The organism is Lottiidibacillus patelloidae (genome assembly GCF_002262935.1).
Taxonomy (GTDB): domain Bacteria; phylum Bacillota; class Bacilli; order Bacillales; family SA5d-4; genus Lottiidibacillus; species Lottiidibacillus patelloidae.
In genome coordinates, this window is sequence record NZ_NPIA01000001.1 from 435908 (window position 1) to 448262 (window position 12355).

Sequence of the window (12355 nt, forward strand, 5' to 3'; positions counted from 1 at the left end):
ATTCAAAAGAGTTAAGAGGAGGAATTATGATGACTAACAAAATTGAAAATCAGTTAACTGATGAATTACTTCCACTATTACAAAAGGAACGTTACGTATTAATTTCTACGGTTGATTATGAGAATGGTACTCCTAATGTAAGTGCAATTTCTTGGGTGTACGCTCCGGATAAAAATAAGATTCGTTTTGCAGTAGACCACCGCTCTAGAAACATTGAAAACATTAAGAAAAACGACGGTATTACGCTTGTATTAATCGGAAATGAGTCTACATACTCAATTACAGGTAAAGCTTCTGTTAAAGCAGAACGCTTAGAAGATGTACCTTTAAAGTTATCATGTGTTGAAATTAACATTGAAGAAGTGCGTGATATTATGTTCTATGGTGCGAAAATTTCGCAAGAGCCTGAATATGCAAAAACGTATGATGAGGAAGCTGCAGCTAAATTAGACCGTCAAGTAATGGACGCAATGAAAAAAGCATAAATATAGGAAAAAGCTTACCGGATTTTCCGGTAAGCTTTTTTAATTAGAAGAAGTGCTTTACGCCGTTAAGCGATTGCTTCAGCTTTTCTTAATTTGTCCAGCTTCAGCAATCAACGTCTAGAAAACTTCACACTCTTCATTTCGATAAGTCTACATCGAATAGTTACCACTATTCGTGAATCCTTTATCTTAATCAGAGTGTTCCAGTTTTTACGCCGTTAAGCGATTGCTTCAGCTTTTCATAATTTGTCCAGCTTCAGCTCCCAACGCCTACAATTCTTCACACTTTTTATTTACGATAAGTCAACATCACTTCGCGCAGCTCAGCGTGTTTCCTTTATCTCAAACAAAGTGCTCCAGAATTTATGGCGCTAAACGGTCGCTTCAGCTTTTCTTATTCCCCTTGTTCCACTTCTTCCTCAGTTAAATCATCGTCCTCAGTGCCTTGACCTTCTTGAGGTTGTTCTGCTTCTTCATTATCTCTTTGGTCTTGTCCTTGTCCATCTCTATTTTTTAGCATGTCATTCGCTTGATCATCTTGAACTTCATCTAATTTATTTTTGCCGCCTTCCATTTTCGGCTCATTTTCCTCAGTAGGTTCAGGATGAGTTTTGTGGCTTTCGTCTGGAACTTCAGGGATGATTCTGCCGATAATTGCAGCTAACTCTTCCATTACACCTAAAATAGGTTTTCCGTTTCGAATTTCTTTTGCCATCTCTTTGACGCGCTGCACAATATCTGGGTCTGCAGTAACTACAGCATTAGCACCATACGGATCTTTTTGTAATGCTTCTGTAATTGTAAATTTAATAGTTCCTACTTTAGAGCGATCAATATCTTTATCGACATCGATTCCAACTAAAGCATATTTACCTACAACTATGGCTGTTGCATCCCTCACATCAGCATCATTGGAAGCAATTTTAACTAACCTTTCAGCAATTTGCGTTGCAGATAATTTCTTTTCTTTCCCATCATCGTTCGTACTTATATTTCGCAAACCGTCTTCATTTTTTCCAACCTCATAATTTTGATTGTTATCATTATTAGCTTGGCAACCAATTAGAAAAAGGCATACAGAAGCGAATAGAAAAAAAGTTTTTCTCATTTTGGTTCCTACCTTTCAGTACAATCTTACCAATATTGTTGTTTTCTTCGTCTATCTTTATGCATATGGACATACATTTTAATGAACCCTTTTTCTCAAACTTGGCACTATACGTACAAATAAGACAAGAAATATGTCAGGAGGCGAAAGGTTGAAGAAAATATATGTGTTAGATACGAATGTGCTTCTTCAAGATCCAAGAGCGATTTATGCCTTTGAAGACAATGTCGTCGTCATACCAGCAATAGTATTAGAAGAACTGGATTCTAAAAAGAGATATATGGATGAGATTGGGAGAAACGCACGCCAAGTATCTAAAATGATCGATCGATTTAGGGGAAAAGGGAAACTCCATGAGTCAATACCATTAGAAAATGGTGGATCACTAACAATTGAAATGAATCATCGTTCTTATGAAAAACTTCAAGAAGTATTTGGAGAAAAGACGAATGATAATCGCATTTTAGCTGTTGCACTAAATTTACAAATGGAAGAGAAAGAAAAAGAGGACGGTAGAAAAGTTATCCTAGTCAGTAAAGATATCTTAGCACGGGTGAAAGCTGATGTAATTGGCATTCAAGCAGAGGATTTCCTCGGTGACCGTGTTATTGATATAGAAAGAATCTATCCAGGTTACTTGGAAAAATACATTAGCTCTGACGTATTGGATAAATTTTATCAAAAAAAGGAACTTTCGACTTCTGAGCTAGCTGACCACCCTCTTTATTGCAATCAATTTTTAATTATGAAAGATGCCTTGGGAAGTTCCTCATCAGCACTTGGGATTGTAAACAATCAAGGGATGCTGAAACAATGCCATATGGATACAGAACAAGTGTGGGGAATACGCCCGCGTAATGTTCAACAAAAAATGGCGCTTGAATTGCTTTTAAGAGATGATATTAAGTTGGTTACACTAGTAGGAAAAGCTGGTACTGGAAAAACATTATTAGCTTTAGCGTCTGGATTAATGCAAACAGAAGACTTAAACCTGTATAAAAAAATTGCAGTAGCTAGGCCGATTGTACCGTTAGGGAAAGATATCGGTTATTTACCTGGTGAAAAAGAAGAGAAGTTAAAGCCATGGATGCAGCCAGTCTATGATAATTTGGAATTTTTATTTAATACTAAAAAGCAAGGTGAGTTAGAGAGGATATTGGCTGGAATAGGTTCTATTCAAGTAGAAGCTCTCACTTATATTCGTGGACGGAGTATTCCAGAACAATTTATTATCATTGATGAAGCACAAAACTTAACAAAGCATGAAGTAAAAACGATATTAACACGTGTTGGTGAGAAGAGTAAAATTGTTTTAATGGGAGACCCAGAACAAATTGATCATCCATATTTAGACGAATATAATAATGGACTTACTTATGTAGTAGAGAAATTTAAAGGGCAATGTATTAGTGGCCATGTAAAGCTAGAAAAAGGGGAAAGATCTGATTTAGCACAATTAGCAGCAGATTTATTGTAATAGCTAAAATGAAAAAATAGGAGCTCTAAAAGCCCCTATTTAATTAAAAATTTAATAATGTTTTTAATCGGTTCGTCTTTATTGGAGCCATCTCCAAAATAAAAATGTACTGGTCCGTCTTCAACGGGCTTACCATCTTTTGAAAAACCTAAAATAGCATCATGGGCTTTCGATAGGGGAATTTCAATTGTCTTTTCGTCTTTCGTTACAATAATTAATTGACTTGAACCTTCTTTCGGTTCAGCATTTTTAATAAATGGAGATAAGGCAATAGCAAATGACCCTGTTAAAGCTTCATCTTTTTCGAATTTATTTAAAGAACGATTAATTGGTGGGAATGCAGCACCTTCTTTAATTTCACGGTCCCAATGCTTAGAAACAGCTTTCGTATAGGCTAAGATTTCATCATCTTTTTCTTCTTTTTCTTCAGAGAAATAAGTTGTTAAATCTACTTTTCGATCATCAAATATCCATACTGTTGGATCAATAGTGATGGGAAAGTTTACATGACCTTGAATTACAATAACGTTTTCCATAACGAACTCCTTTTTGACTCATTTTCTTCTTTTCATAGTATAAATCGTTCGCTATCGTTTGTCACTTTTGGGTATAGTAATGGTAGGGGTGATTTGTATGGTTTGTAAAGAAAGTGAGCAATTAGAGGAGTTTGTAGAAATTGCCAAGCAGTTTACAGAACAAGGGAAGGTAGCGAACTATATCCCGGCATTAGGAAGAGCGAACAAAAATGATTTATCAATAGCGATTTATGATAAAGAGAAATGCATTTCTGCAGGAGATATCGAAAAAAAGTTTACACTACAAAGTATTTCAAAAGTTATTGCGCTTGCACTAGCGTTAATGGACCGAGGAGAAGAGTACGTTTTTGAACGAGTTGGAATGGAACCAACAGGAGATCCGTTTAACTCAATTTCAAAATTAGAAACTAGCATTCCGTCTAAACCACTCAATCCGATGATAAATGCTGGTGCATTAGCAGTAACGAATATGATAAATGGCGATACGAAGGAAGAGAAGTTAGGTAGGTTATTGGCACTTGTTCATGACATGACAAATAATACCGATATTTCATATTCAGAGGAAGTTGCCCATTCTGAATATGAAACATCACATTTAAACCGTTCACTTAGTTACTTTATGAAACAACATGGCATAATAAACGGAGACATTGAAGAGTTAATTGACCTGTATACAAAGCAATGTGCAATTGAGGTGAATTGTTTAGATTTATCACGTATTGGTGCAGTATTTGCTTGGGATGGGGTCGACCCACAAACGGGACGCAGAATAATTCCGTTGCATATTTCAAGGATTTGTAAAACATTTATGGTCACTTGTGGTATGTACAATGCTTCTGGTGAATTTGCGATAAAAATCGGCGTTCCAGCCAAAAGTGGTGTTTCGGGAGGTATTTTAAGTGCAGTGCCGCAACGAATGGGGATTGGATTATTCGGTCCAGCTTTAGATGAGAAAGGAAATAGCGTGGCAGGAATAAAACTTTTAGAGATGCTTTCGAAGCGCTATAATTTAAGTATGTTTTAAAATCCTCATTGGTTGCATTTTCGTCCTTTAAAAGCTAATATTATTAAAGGAGGATTGGCAATAGGGAACGGAGGAGTTACAATGTCCACTGATATTAAGACGAATTATCAAGAAGCTGCTTATGAACTGTTAAAAGCAGATGCAAATAAAATTTTAAAACTTATAGAAGTTCAAATGGAAAACTTAACGATGCCACAATGTCCTCTATATGAAGAGGTGCTAGATACTCAAATGTTCGGTTTGTCTCGTGAAATCGACTTTGCGGTACGCTTAGGGCTTGTCGAAGATAAAGCAGGAAAAGAACTTTTGGAAAAACTTGAAAAGCAACTTTCTGCATTACATGAAGCATCACAAAATAAATAAAACAGGGCTGTCCTAGAAGACCACTACGGTCGTCGAAAGGATTAGCCCTTTTTTTGAATAAGAAACCCACCTGAGTAGACGGGTGGGTTTACGATATAGTTATATTTTATTTTCCTTTTTGTTTGCACGTCTTACCAGGATGCAAAGATATGCGATAATTCCAAAGAATAAAGAGATAAATACTGCATGCAATAATGCAATAGCTAAATTTAGTAAAGTTACAACAACTAACATTCCTGAAATAGCTTGAGCTAGTATGAAAATGAATGCTAGTGTAAAGCTAAACTTAACAACTTTCAACTCGTTTTTATCTTTTAAAACTTTCACTAATACATATAAGACCCAGAAGAATAAAAATATTGCAGCGAAGCGGTGCCCCATATGAATTAAACTATATTTTGAAGTCCAGAAAAATGTGTCGTTTCCGCAATGTGGAACAGTTTTACATGCTAAGCTTGTCTTTGTATGCCGTACCAAAGCACCAGTATATACAACTACATACGTATAGATCGCTATTCCATAGATATGCTTACGTAAGTTTCTACTACGAATGGTTACTTCTTCTAGATAACTGTCTTTTTCAAAGACTAACAATGTTAAAAGGAACACAGACGCAAAGCAAAGTAAAGAAAAGCCGAAATGTAGAGCTAAAATAGATGCAGATTGGCTCCAAACTACGGCAGCCGCTCCTAGGAGCCCTTGTAACACTACAAAAAACAACGCTGCTGATGCAAAAAAGCGAGCTTCCTTATTGTTGGGCATTGCTCGCCATGCCCAAATGACTAAGATAATGATTAATAGTCCAACTGTTGAAGATGTGAGGCGGTGAGAGTACTCAATGATTGTTTCAATAGATGGATTGCTCGGAATAATTTCACCATTACAGAATGGCCAATCATCACCACAACCTTCTCCTGATCCTGTTTTCGTTACTACTGCCCCAAGAATAAGGACGAAAAGCATAAATATAGATGTGATAACTGAAAATATTTTTAATGGAAGTTGTTTCATATATTTCACCCTCTATTATTTGAATGATTGATGTTTTCTTTTGTCGCATTATGTTAATATATATTAGTGGCTTGTATACCTTGGATAAAAGCCTAAAAATATCATAGCATGACTATCATTATAAAAGGAATAGACGGTCATCATTTCACAATATTGACACATTTCATTTATGCCAAAATGGACTGACCTTGTTACACTATGGATAACATCTTTTGAAATAAAAAACTGTGACAAAAGTTATTGCACAACAGGTAAGAACTATTTTATTATAAAAGATGTGACTTTGTATTATGTGACTTTTATCAAGCAGTTACAACATAGATTACCTTAAAATAAGGAGGGTTCAGCATGTCTCAATCAAAAACAGCTTATGAGATTGCAAATAAAGTAATGGAACCAGGACCACTTTCGGAGGCTAATCCGACGGGTACTTGGAAAGACTTTTTAACAATTGCTAAATTAGGGATTGTTTTCTCAAATTTAATAACAACCTTTACAGGTATATGGTTAGCAATTTATTTTACAGAAGGTGCGACGTTAACCGGTAATATAGGCAATATGATTTTAGCTTTACTAGGTTCAGCTTTAGTTATTGCAGGTGGTTGTTCCTTAAATAACTATATTGACCGTGATATTGATCAACATATGGAGCGGACAAATAAACGACCAACTGCAACAGGTCGTATTCCTATTAAACAAGTGTTGTGGGTTGGTCTTATTACTTCGGCAATAGGAACTGCGATGCTTGCTTACACTTCTATTTTAGCAGCAGTTTTCGGTTTAATTGGATTGTTTGTTTATGTTATTGTTTATACATTATGGTTAAAACGTACACACCACATCAACACGATTGCTGGTAGTATATCCGGAGCAATGCCTCCGTTAATTGGTTGGGCGGCAATTGATTCAAATCTTCACCCATATGCATGGGGATTATTTTTAATCATGTTCATTTGGCAACCGCCACATTTCCTAGCCTTAGCGATGAAGCGTTGTGAAGAGTACCGCGCAGCAGGTATCCCAATGTTACCGGTAGTTGCAGGTTTTGCTTTAACGAAACGCCAAATGGTTTGGTGGGTAGCAGCTTTAATTCCTGTTTCTTTACTTTTATATAAGTTAGGAACTGTCTATACTATAGCTGCAATCGTTTTAGGGTTTGGCTGGCTTATTTTAGGCTTATACGGGTTATTCTATATGAAGGATGACTTAAAATGGGCAAGAATGATGTTTGTTTTCTCATTAAATTATATGACCATTCTATTTGTTTTAATGGTTCTTGTAACGATATAACAAGAAGGGCGGGGGCAATTATGAAAGCAGGACGTTACGGTATCCGAGATAAGCCTTCTTGTTAGGAGGGGAGGCTTATCTGAGTAATATCGGATGCATAACCTTTCTACATTACATTAATCGTAAATAGACAAAGGGAATTCAACAAAGAAAGTGAGGGTTATTGAAAGATGAAAATTTGGCAAAAATTATCGCGAATCGTTCCGTTGTTTGCCTTGTTAACACTTGTGCTTTCAGGATGTGGACGAGACAATTTGACTGCGCTAGTGCCTAAAGGTGAAGGTGCGGAAATTAACTACTCTATGATGATGATTAGTTTGTACATTATGATCGGAGTTCTTGTTGTCGTTTTTGCAATTTATACTTATGTTGTTATTAAATATCGCAAACGCCCAGGGCAAGAAAACGTAATTCCGAAGCAAACAGAAGGTAATCATTTACTAGAGCTTGTATGGACAGTAATTCCAATTATTTTACTAATCATTTTAGCAATCCCTACAGTAATTACGACTTTTGAGTTAGCAGAAGACTACTCTAAAGATGAAAATGCTGTAAAAATTAACGTAAAAGCTTATTTATACTGGTGGGACTTCGAGTACCCTGAGTATGGAGTAAGAACAGCACAAGACCTATATATGCCTACAGGAGAAAGAGTAAGTATAGCTCTTACTTCTGAAGATGTAATTCACTCATTCTGGGTGCCAACACTTCAAGGGAAAATGGATAATAACCCTGGAGAAGAAAATGTAATGTGGATTTCAGCAAATGAACCAGGGGTTTACCGTGGGAAATGTGCTGAGTTATGTGGAGTATCACATGCATTAATGGACTTTAAAGTTATTGCATTAGATCGTCCAGAGTTTGACAAATGGATTGAAGCTATGCAAGCTCCTCCTAAAGAAATGACAACGCCTTTAGCTATTGAAGGGCAACAGTTATTTGAAAGTAAAGGTTGTATTGGATGTCACGCTGTTGGTGAACAAAAGTTCGAAATGGCTGGTCCAAACTTGAAAAACTTTGGTGAGCGCGAAGTTGTTGCTGGTATTTTATATTATGAAAATGAGCAAGAGCAACGCGACCAAATCGCTAATTGGCTAATTAATACAATGGAATTAAAGCCAGGAAACAAAATGGGCAAGCAAGTCTTAACACAAGATGAAGTAGATGCGCTTGTTGAATACTTAATTAACTTAAAAGTATTAGAGGACTAATAGAACATACTTTTTACAGCAAAAGGAGGTAACACTGTGGCACATTCACACACGAAAAAGAAAAGTGTCGTTTGGGATTGGCTGACAACTGTTGACCATAAGAAAATCGCCATCTTATACTTAGTGGCTGGTGGATTTTTCTTCTTAGTCGGTGGACTTGAAGCTATCTTAATGCGTATACAATTAATGGGGCCAACGCAGGAATTTGTTGACGGTGCAACGTTTAACCAACTATTAACAATGCACGGAACAACAATGATCTTCCTAGCAGCCATGCCTTTAATATTTGCATTTATGAATGCAGTTGTACCACTTCAAATTGGTGCACGTGACGTAGCATTCCCATTTATTAACTCACTAGGATTTTGGTTGTTTTTCTTCGGTGGACTATTACTTAACTTAAGTTGGTTCTTCGGAGGAGCACCTGATGCAGGTTGGACTGCATATGCACCTTTATCTTCAAGTGATCTATATTCAGGTAGTGGTGTAGATTACTATATTTTAGGATTACAGATTGCTGGTATTGGTACGTTAGCTGGGGGTATTAACTTCCTAGTTACGATCATTAACATGCGTGCTCCAGGTATGACATACATGCGTATGCCACTATTTACTTGGACAGTATTTGTTGCATCAGCACTAATCCTATTCGCTTTCCCTGCTTTAACAGTAGGTTTAGCTTTACTTATGTTTGACCGTTTATTTGATACAAACTTCTTTAATGTTGCTGCTGGCGGTAACATAACAATTTGGGAACACTTATTCTGGATTTTCGGACACCCGGAAGTATACATTCTTATTCTTCCTGCATTCGGTATTCTTTCAGAAGTAATTCCTGTATTTGCTAGAAAACGTCTATTCGGATATACATCAATGGTATTCGCAGTAGCATTAATCGGATTCTTAGGATTCATGGTATGGGTTCACCACATGTTTACAGTTGGTTTAGGACCTATTGCTAATGCTATCTTCTCAATCGCGACTATGGCTATTGCAATTCCTACAGGTATTAAAATATTTAACTGGCTATTCACTCTATGGGGTGGACAAATTAGATTTGATACAGCGAACCTTTGGGCATTAGGTTTCTTACCTACATTCGTTCTAGGTGGAGTAACTGGGGTTATGCTTTCTGTTCCTTCAGCTGACTATCAATATCATGATTCTTACTTCGTAGTAGCTCACTTCCACTACGTTATCGTAGGTGGGGTAGTATTCGGCTTATTCGCTGGATTATTCTACTGGTGGCCAAAAATGTTTGGAACATTATTACATGAAGGTTTAGGTAAATGGCAATTCTGGTTATTCTTTATTGGATTCCATTTAACATTCTTCCCTCAACACTGGTTAGGGTTAATGGGTATGCCACGTCGTGTATTCACTTACTTACCTGACCAAGGGCTTGATGAAGGAAACTTAATAAGTACAATTGGCGCACTATTCATGGGTGTTGCGACAATTATTCTATTAGTAAACATTTTTATTACTGCACGTAGTAAAGTACGCGCTGGTAATGACCCATGGGATGCTCGTACACTAGAGTGGGCGATTTCTTCACCTCCTCCAGAGTACAACTTTGCACAAACACCTTTAGTTCGTGGTTACGATCCTTTATGGGTTGAAAAGATGGATGGTAGAACAGAATTAACGCCAGCTGAACCACTAGGTGATATTCACATGCCAAACGGATCAATTATACCGTTTATTATGTCAGTAGGTTTATTCATTGCTGGATTTGGATTCATTGGTAGTAACTTACCAGCAATCTTAATAGGTATGGGAACTACTTTAGTTGCTATGTTCTTCCGTTCAGTAATTGATGACCACGGTTATCATATTCATAAAGAAGATTTAGAAAAAGATCTAAAGGAGGGTAAATAATATGAGCCATGATGCGGTGAATAATAATACCCTTCCTGCTAACCCTGAAAAAGCTACGTTAGAAGGGAAAAATAAGTTTTTAGGTTTCTGGTTCTTCCTTGGTGGAGAGTGTGTACTTTTCGCATCTTTATTCGGAACGTACTTAACACTTCGTAAAGGGTATGCTGATGGCCCAACACCAGCAGAATTATTCGATTTAGAACTTGTTTTTGCTGCAACAATGATTTTATTAGTAAGTTCATTAACAAGTGTAATTGCAATTTTCGGCTTAAAAGAGCATAACTTCAAGAAAATGCAAATTTGGTTAGGAATTACTGTTGCACTTGGTTTAGCTTTCTTAATTCTTGAAATTTATGAGTTTGTACATTATATCCATTTAGGACATACTATGACTAGTAGTGCATTTGGTTCTGCCTTTTACACATTAGTAGGTACGCATGGTGCCCACGTTGCATTCGGTGTAACTTGGATCACTATCTTAATGGTTCGTAATGCAAAGCGTGGATTAAGCACATACAATGCTCCAAAGTTCTATATTGCTGCACTTTACTGGCACTTTATCGACGTTGTATGGGTATTTATCTTTACGCTTGTATATTTACTGGGGGTGGCATAATCCATGGAAAATAACCATGAAAAACTCCATAAGAAACTTGCTCATAAAGAAGATTGGAAACAACAAATTATCTCATTCGTGTTAATGATTTTCTTAACATTAATCGCGTTTTACGTAGTAGCTGCTGACTTAATGTCGGGTACTGGATTAGTATTATTCTTACTATTCCTAGCTTCTATCCAAGTACTGTTCCAACTTTATGTGTTTATGCATATGGCTCAAAAAGACCATGAATACCCAACAATCTTCATTTATAGTGGATTATTAGTTGCTATAATTACTGTTGTTGGCCTTCTAACAATGCAATAAACAATTAATAGTTCAATGAAAAAGGCTGCCCATTCATACGTTAACCTGTTGAATAGCAGCCTTTTTTTCATAATATTTTCAATATTCTCCGATAGGAGGTTTCACCAGTGGAAATTTTACAAAACTTTTCTTTTACAACATTATGGAATCCAGATATTATTGCTATTCTAGCTGTTATTGCAGCAATTTACTTTTATGTAAACAAAAAAGGTAATCATAAAGCATCTGTAAAACAGAAAAGCTTTTTTATCATTGGATTAACGTTAATTTATATTGGCTTTGGAAGCCCTGTAGATGTTTTAGCGCATTTATTATTTAGTGTTCACATGCTGCAAATGTCAATTTTATTTATGGTGGCTCCACCTTTTATTTTGAAAGGACTACCTGCTTCGATGGTAAGACCTGTATTAAAGCAACGATTAGTTAAAAAAGTATTTCCTATTTTAACTAATCCATTGATTACATTAATATTCTTTAATGGACTATTTTCGATTTACCATATTCCTCTTGTTTTTGATACAGTAATGACGAACTATACGCTTCACCCAATTTTTCACGGAACATTGTTAGTTGCTGCATTTTTAATGTGGTGGCCAATAGTTTGTCCAGTTCCTGAATATGATAAGTTATCTGAATTAAAGAAGTTGGGATATATTTTTGCAGATGGTGTGTTATTAACACCTGCTTGTGCCTTAATCATCTTTTCAAAATTTACGATGTACGGCACATATACTGATCCACAAACATTTGCAACTGCCTTAGGCTACTGTTTACCAGCAGGAGTATCATTCTCTGATTTAAACTTACCAGGACTTGTGCAACTGATGGATCCATTAGAAGACCAACAGCTTGGTGGTGTATTAATGAAAGTGATCCAAGAAGTTGTCTATGGTACTGCCATTGGATATATTTTCATAAGTTGGGTTCGTAATGAACGAGCTAATGCAGAGAAAAACGATGCAGAACTAGCTAGAAAATATGCGCTTGCAATGGAAGCAACTAAACAATAACTATGAACGTGTAAGCCGTAATGGTATTTGATTC

Annotated in this window: 13 protein-coding genes; 10 read left to right on the top strand and 3 right to left on the bottom strand. The window is 36.4% G+C overall.

Annotation, left to right across the window (positions count from 1 at the left end; translation table 11 throughout):
* Positions 1-29: 29 nt before the first annotated feature.
* A complete protein-coding gene (locus tag CIB95_RS02445; protein WP_094921355.1) occupies positions 30-485 on the top strand; it encodes a pyridoxamine 5'-phosphate oxidase family protein in 456 nt (151 codons plus the stop codon).
* A gap of 394 nt (positions 486-879) precedes the next feature.
* Here CIB95_RS02445 and CIB95_RS02450 read toward each other — a convergent pair whose 3' ends face one another.
* Entirely contained in the window at positions 880-1593 is a 714-nt protein-coding gene (locus tag CIB95_RS02450) for a YhcN/YlaJ family sporulation lipoprotein (protein ID WP_094921358.1), read from the bottom strand.
* Between the two features lie 151 nt (positions 1594-1744).
* Here CIB95_RS02450 and CIB95_RS02455 point away from each other — a divergent pair, with 151 nt between their 5' ends.
* A complete protein-coding gene (locus CIB95_RS02455) occupies positions 1745-3070 on the top strand; it encodes a PhoH family protein (RefSeq protein WP_094921360.1) in 1326 nt (441 codons plus the stop codon).
* Between the two features lie 35 nt (positions 3071-3105).
* On the opposite strand, the gene CIB95_RS02460 is transcribed toward CIB95_RS02455, so the two are convergent.
* On the bottom strand, positions 3106-3606 hold the full coding sequence (locus CIB95_RS02460; protein ID WP_094921363.1) for a hypothetical protein: 501 nt from the start codon (positions 3604-3606) through the stop codon (positions 3106-3108).
* Between the two features lie 97 nt (positions 3607-3703).
* On the opposite strand from CIB95_RS02460, the gene glsA reads away from it, so the two are divergent.
* Together glsA and CIB95_RS02470 are read left to right on the top strand one after the other, a co-directional pair.
* The gene (gene glsA / locus CIB95_RS02465) at positions 3704-4630 is read left to right on the top strand and encodes a glutaminase A (RefSeq protein WP_094921365.1); all 927 of its coding nucleotides are present in this window, start codon (positions 3704-3706) and stop codon (positions 4628-4630) included.
* 81 nt (positions 4631-4711) lie between these two features.
* Positions 4712-4993, top strand: a complete 282-nt coding sequence (locus CIB95_RS02470) for a YlaN family protein (protein ID WP_094921368.1) — start codon at positions 4712-4714, stop codon at positions 4991-4993.
* A gap of 99 nt (positions 4994-5092) precedes the next feature.
* Here the strand turns inward: CIB95_RS02470 and CIB95_RS02475 are convergent, their stop codons facing one another.
* Positions 5093-6004, bottom strand: a complete 912-nt coding sequence (locus tag CIB95_RS02475; RefSeq protein ID WP_094921371.1) for a COX15/CtaA family protein — start codon at positions 6002-6004, stop codon at positions 5093-5095.
* A gap of 348 nt (positions 6005-6352) precedes the next feature.
* Here CIB95_RS02475 and cyoE point away from each other — a divergent pair, with 348 nt between their 5' ends.
* The 6 genes from cyoE (at position 6353) to ctaG (ending at position 12321) form a co-directional block, all read left to right on the top strand.
* Positions 6353-7294, top strand: a complete 942-nt coding sequence (gene cyoE, locus CIB95_RS02480; RefSeq protein ID WP_094921373.1) for a heme o synthase — start codon at positions 6353-6355, stop codon at positions 7292-7294.
* Positions 7295-7464: 170 nt separating this feature from the next.
* Positions 7465-8505, top strand: coding sequence for a cytochrome c oxidase subunit II (gene coxB, locus CIB95_RS02485; RefSeq protein WP_094921375.1), 1041 nt, complete (start codon positions 7465-7467; stop codon positions 8503-8505).
* A 36-nt stretch (positions 8506-8541) separates the two neighbouring features.
* Entirely contained in the window at positions 8542-10386 is a 1845-nt protein-coding gene (gene ctaD, locus CIB95_RS02490; RefSeq protein ID WP_094921377.1) for a cytochrome c oxidase subunit I, read from the top strand.
* A gap of 1 nt (position 10387) precedes the next feature.
* Positions 10388-11002 (top strand): cytochrome (ubi)quinol oxidase subunit III, encoded by a 615-nt coding sequence (locus CIB95_RS02495; protein ID WP_094921379.1) that lies wholly within the window; start codon positions 10388-10390, stop codon positions 11000-11002.
* A gap of 3 nt (positions 11003-11005) precedes the next feature.
* A complete protein-coding gene (locus CIB95_RS02500; RefSeq protein WP_094921381.1) occupies positions 11006-11311 on the top strand; it encodes a cytochrome C oxidase subunit IV family protein in 306 nt (101 codons plus the stop codon).
* A gap of 107 nt (positions 11312-11418) precedes the next feature.
* Positions 11419-12321, top strand: a complete 903-nt coding sequence (gene ctaG, locus CIB95_RS02505) for a cytochrome c oxidase assembly factor CtaG (RefSeq protein WP_094921383.1) — start codon at positions 11419-11421, stop codon at positions 12319-12321.
* Positions 12322-12355 lie beyond the last annotated feature (34 nt).

Coding starts and splice junctions, on each gene's coding strand:
- coxB (WP_094921375.1), top strand. CDS start 7,465: ATGAAAATTTGGCAAAAATTATCGCGAATCGTTCCGTTGTTTGCCTTG.
- CIB95_RS02500 (WP_094921381.1), top strand. CDS start 11,006: ATGGAAAATAACCATGAAAAACTCCATAAGAAACTTGCTCATAAAGAA.
- CIB95_RS02475 (WP_094921371.1), bottom strand. CDS start 6,004: ATGAAACAACTTCCATTAAAAATATTTTCAGTTATCACATCTATATTT.
- glsA (WP_094921365.1), top strand. CDS start 3,704: ATGGTTTGTAAAGAAAGTGAGCAATTAGAGGAGTTTGTAGAAATTGCC.
- CIB95_RS02445 (WP_094921355.1), top strand. CDS start 30: ATGACTAACAAAATTGAAAATCAGTTAACTGATGAATTACTTCCACTA.
- CIB95_RS02450 (WP_094921358.1), bottom strand. CDS start 1,593: ATGAGAAAAACTTTTTTTCTATTCGCTTCTGTATGCCTTTTTCTAATT.
- CIB95_RS02470 (WP_094921368.1), top strand. CDS start 4,712: ATGTCCACTGATATTAAGACGAATTATCAAGAAGCTGCTTATGAACTG.
- cyoE (WP_094921373.1), top strand. CDS start 6,353: ATGTCTCAATCAAAAACAGCTTATGAGATTGCAAATAAAGTAATGGAA.
- CIB95_RS02495 (WP_094921379.1), top strand. CDS start 10,388: ATGAGCCATGATGCGGTGAATAATAATACCCTTCCTGCTAACCCTGAA.
- CIB95_RS02460 (WP_094921363.1), bottom strand. CDS start 3,606: ATGGAAAACGTTATTGTAATTCAAGGTCATGTAAACTTTCCCATCACT.